Source organism: Streptomyces sp. SAS_281, from assembly GCF_052542855.1.
The window spans coordinates 1-3624 of sequence record NZ_JBMNDO010000230.1; the positions used below are offsets into that span (position 1 = coordinate 1).

2 protein-coding genes are annotated in these 3624 nt (G+C 70.8%); both read left to right on the forward strand.

The window, feature by feature from the left end; all coding sequences use genetic code 11:
• Window positions 1-201 precede the first annotated feature (201 nt).
• Entirely contained in the window at window positions 202-1428 is a 1227-nt protein-coding gene (locus tag ACN6LM_RS37695) for a thiolase family protein (RefSeq protein ID WP_073966137.1), read from the forward strand.
• Window positions 1425-3554: a 3-hydroxyacyl-CoA dehydrogenase NAD-binding domain-containing protein gene (locus tag ACN6LM_RS37700; protein WP_445069932.1), complete on the forward strand. Its 2130-nt coding sequence runs from the start codon at window positions 1425-1427 to the stop codon at window positions 3552-3554. The genes ACN6LM_RS37695 and ACN6LM_RS37700 overlap by 4 nt, the downstream gene beginning before the upstream one ends.
• Window positions 3555-3624: the final 70 nt, after the last annotated feature.

A 3624-nucleotide genomic window follows, 5' to 3' on the forward strand; every position in this document is an offset into this window, starting at 1 on the left:
CGGACGGACTCGAAAACGAGTCCGTCCGGGCCATTCGCCGTGTGCGGAGGGGTGCTCCCCGGGCAGTTTCCGCGTGTGACCTTCGCCGCTCCGGCCACCGGGGGTGGGCAGTCTGGTTACCCGCAAGTAGCATGACCGGAGCGGCGTGCCTCCGGGCGCGCCCCGCAGCAGTGCCATCCCGCACCCTGGAGGAGAGCCATCGTGCCTCGTACCATCCGGGACGTCGTCTTCGTAGACGGCGTCCGCACCCCGTTCGGCAAGGCGGGCCCGAAGGGCATCTACCACGAGACCCGCGCCGACGATCTCGTCGTGAAGGCCATCCGGGAGCTGCTGCGCCGCAACCCGGACCTGGACCCCAAGAAGATCGACGAGGTCGCCATCGCCGCGACCACGCAGATCGGCGACCAGGGCCTGACCCTCGGCCGCACCGCCGGCATCCTGGCGGGTCTGCCCCAGTCCGTCCCGGGCTACTCCATCGACCGCATGTGCGCGGGCGCCCTGACCGCCGTCACGTCGACGGCCGGCTCCATCGCCTTCGGCGCGTACGACGTCGTCGTCGCCGGCGGTGTCGAGCACATGGGCCGCCACCCGATGGGCGAGGGCGTGGACCCGAACCCGCGGTTCGTGTCGGAGAAGCTGGTCGACGAGTCCGCGCTGTTCATGGGCATGACCGCGGAGAACCTGCACGACCGGTACCCCACGATCACCAAGGAGCGCGCCGACGCCTACGCGGTGCGGTCCCAGGAGAAGGCCGCCAAGGCGTACGCCAACGGCAAGATCCAGCAGGACCTGGTGCCCGTCTCGGTGCGCCGGACCAACGCCGAGGCCGGGGAGACCGGCTGGGGCCTGGTCACCGCCGACGAGCCGATGCGCCCGGGCACCACCATGGAGTCCCTGGCCAACCTGAAGACCCCGTTCCGCGCCCACGGCCGCGTCACGGCCGGCAACGCCGCGGGGCTCAACGACGGCGCCACCGCCTCGCTGCTCGCCGCCGAGGACGTCGCCCGCGAGCTGGGCCTCCCGGTCAAGATGCGCCTGGTCTCGTACGCCTTCGCGGGCGTCGAGCCGGAGGTCATGGGCTACGGGCCGATTCCGGCCACCGAGAAGGCCCTCGCCCAGGCCGGCCTGTCCATCTCGGACATCGGTCTCTTCGAGATCAACGAGGCATTCGCCGTACAGGTGCTGGCGTTCCTGGAGCACTACGGCATCGCCGACGACGACGCCCGCGTCAACCAGTACGGCGGCGCGATCGCCTACGGCCACCCGCTGGCCTCCTCCGGCGTCCGGCTGATGACCCAGCTGGCCCGCCAGTTCGAGGAGCACCCCGAGGTCCGTTACGGCCTCACGACCATGTGCGTCGGCTTCGGCATGGGCGCGACGGTCGTCTGGGAGAACCCGCACTTCGAGAACGCCGGAGGCGACAAGTGAGCACCACCACCGAGCTTCTGAAGGGTGCGGCCGAGCTGTTCCCCGGCGAGGTCGTCACCCAGGCGCACGTACGCCACCTGGACCTGCCGGCCGGTGCGGGGCGCTTCGCCCTCATCACGCTGGACAACGGCCTGGACCACACCAAGCCGACCACCTTCGGACCGCAGTCGCTGGCGAACCTCGACGCCGCGATCGACCAGGTCGAGAAGGAGGCCGCCGAGGGCGCGATCACGGGCGTCGGCATCACCGGCAAGCCGTTCATCTTCGCGGTCGGCGCCGACCTCAAGGGCGTCGAACTGCTCAAGGAGCACAAGGACGCGCTGGCCATCGGCAAGGGCGGCCACGACGTCTTCCGCCGGCTGTCCACCCTCGCGGTGCCCACGTTCGCGTACTACAACGGCGCGGCGATGGGCGGCGGTGTCGAGGTCGGGCTGCACTGCTCGTACCGCACCGTCTCCAAGGCGCTGCCGGCGTTCTCGCTGCCCGAGGTCTTCCTCGGTCTGGTCCCCGGCTGGGGCGGCTGCGTGCTGCTGCCGAACCTGATCGGCGCCGACCGCGCGGTCTCGGTGATCATCGAGAACTCGCTGAACCAGAACCGCCAGCTCAAGGGCAAGCAGGTCTTCGAGCTCGGCATCGCGGACGCGCTCTTCGAGGGCGCGGACTTCCTGGAGCGGTCCCTCGTCTGGACCGCGGACGTGCTCAACGGCACGGTCACGGTCGAGCGCCCCGAGGTCGACCGCGGGGACGCCTGGGACCAGGCCGTCGCGCGCGGCCGGGCCATCGCCGACTCCAAGGTGCACGGTGCGGCCCCGGCCGCGTACCGCGCGCTGGAGATCGTCGCCGCGGCCAAGGACGGCGACCTGTCCGCCGGCTTCGACCGCGAGGACCAGGCCCTGGCGGACCTGATCATGGGCGGCGAGCTGCGGTCCGGGATCTACTCCTTCAACCTCGTCCAGAAGCGCGCCAAGCGCCCGGCCGGGGCCCCGGACAAGAACCTGGCGCGCCCGGTCACCAAGGTCGGCGTGGTGGGCGCGGGCCTGATGGCCAGCCAGCTCGCCCTGCTGTTCCTGCGCCGCCTGGAGGTGCCGGTCGTGCTGACCGACATCGACCAGGAGCGCGTCGACAAGGGTGTGGGCTACGTCCACGCCGAGATCGAGAAGCTGCTCGGCAAGGGCCGTATCAACCAGGACAAGGCCAACCGTCTGAAGGCCCTGGTCTCCGGTGTGCTGGACAAGGCGGAGGGCTTCTCCGACGCCGACTTCATCATCGAGGCGGTCTTCGAGGAGATCGGCGTCAAGCAGCAGGTGTTCGCGGAGGTCGAGGCGGTCGCCCCGGCACACGCGATCCTCGCCACCAACACCTCGTCCCTCTCGGTCACCGAGATGGCCTCGAAGCTGAAGAACCCCGAGCGGGTCGTCGGCTTCCACTTCTTCAACCCGGTCGCGATCCTCCCGCTCCTGGAGATCGTGCGCGGCGAGAAGACGGACGACGCCTCGCTGGCCACCGCCTTCGGGGTCGCCCGCAAGCTGAAGAAGACCGCGGTGCTGGTGAAGGACGCCCCGGCGTTCGTCGTCAACCGCATCCTCACCCGCTTCATGGGCGAGATCCAGAACGTCATCGACGAGGGCACCCCGGTCGAGACCGCGGAGAAGGCCATCGAGCCGCTCGGCCTGCCGATGTCCCCGCTGGTGCTCCTGGAGCTGGTCGGCCCGGCGATCGGCCTGCACGTCTCCGAGACCCTGAACCGCGCCTTCCCGGAGCGCTTCACCGTCTCCGAGAACCTGGCGGCGGTCGTGAAGGCCGGCAAGCGCGGCTTCTACGTGTACGACACGGGCGCACCGGTCCTCGACCCCGAGGTCGCCGCCCTCCTCAAGCAGGGCGACACCGTCCTGACCGAGCAGCAGGTCCGCGACCGCGTCCTGGACGCGGTCGCCCAGGAGATCGGCCTGATGCTGGACGAGGGCGTCGTGGCCGAGGCCCAGGACATCGACCTCTGCCTGATCACGGGCGCCGGCTGGCCCTTCCACCTGGGCGGCATCACGCCGTACCTGGACCGCGAGGGCGTCTCGGAGCGCGTGAACGGGAAGAAGTTCCTGGCCGCGGGCGTGGCGAGCGTTCCGGCGTAACCGGGCCTCCGTCCGGGGGGCGGGGGGGGGGGGGGGTGGGGTCCGGGCTCCGGACCGCACCCTCCCTTGC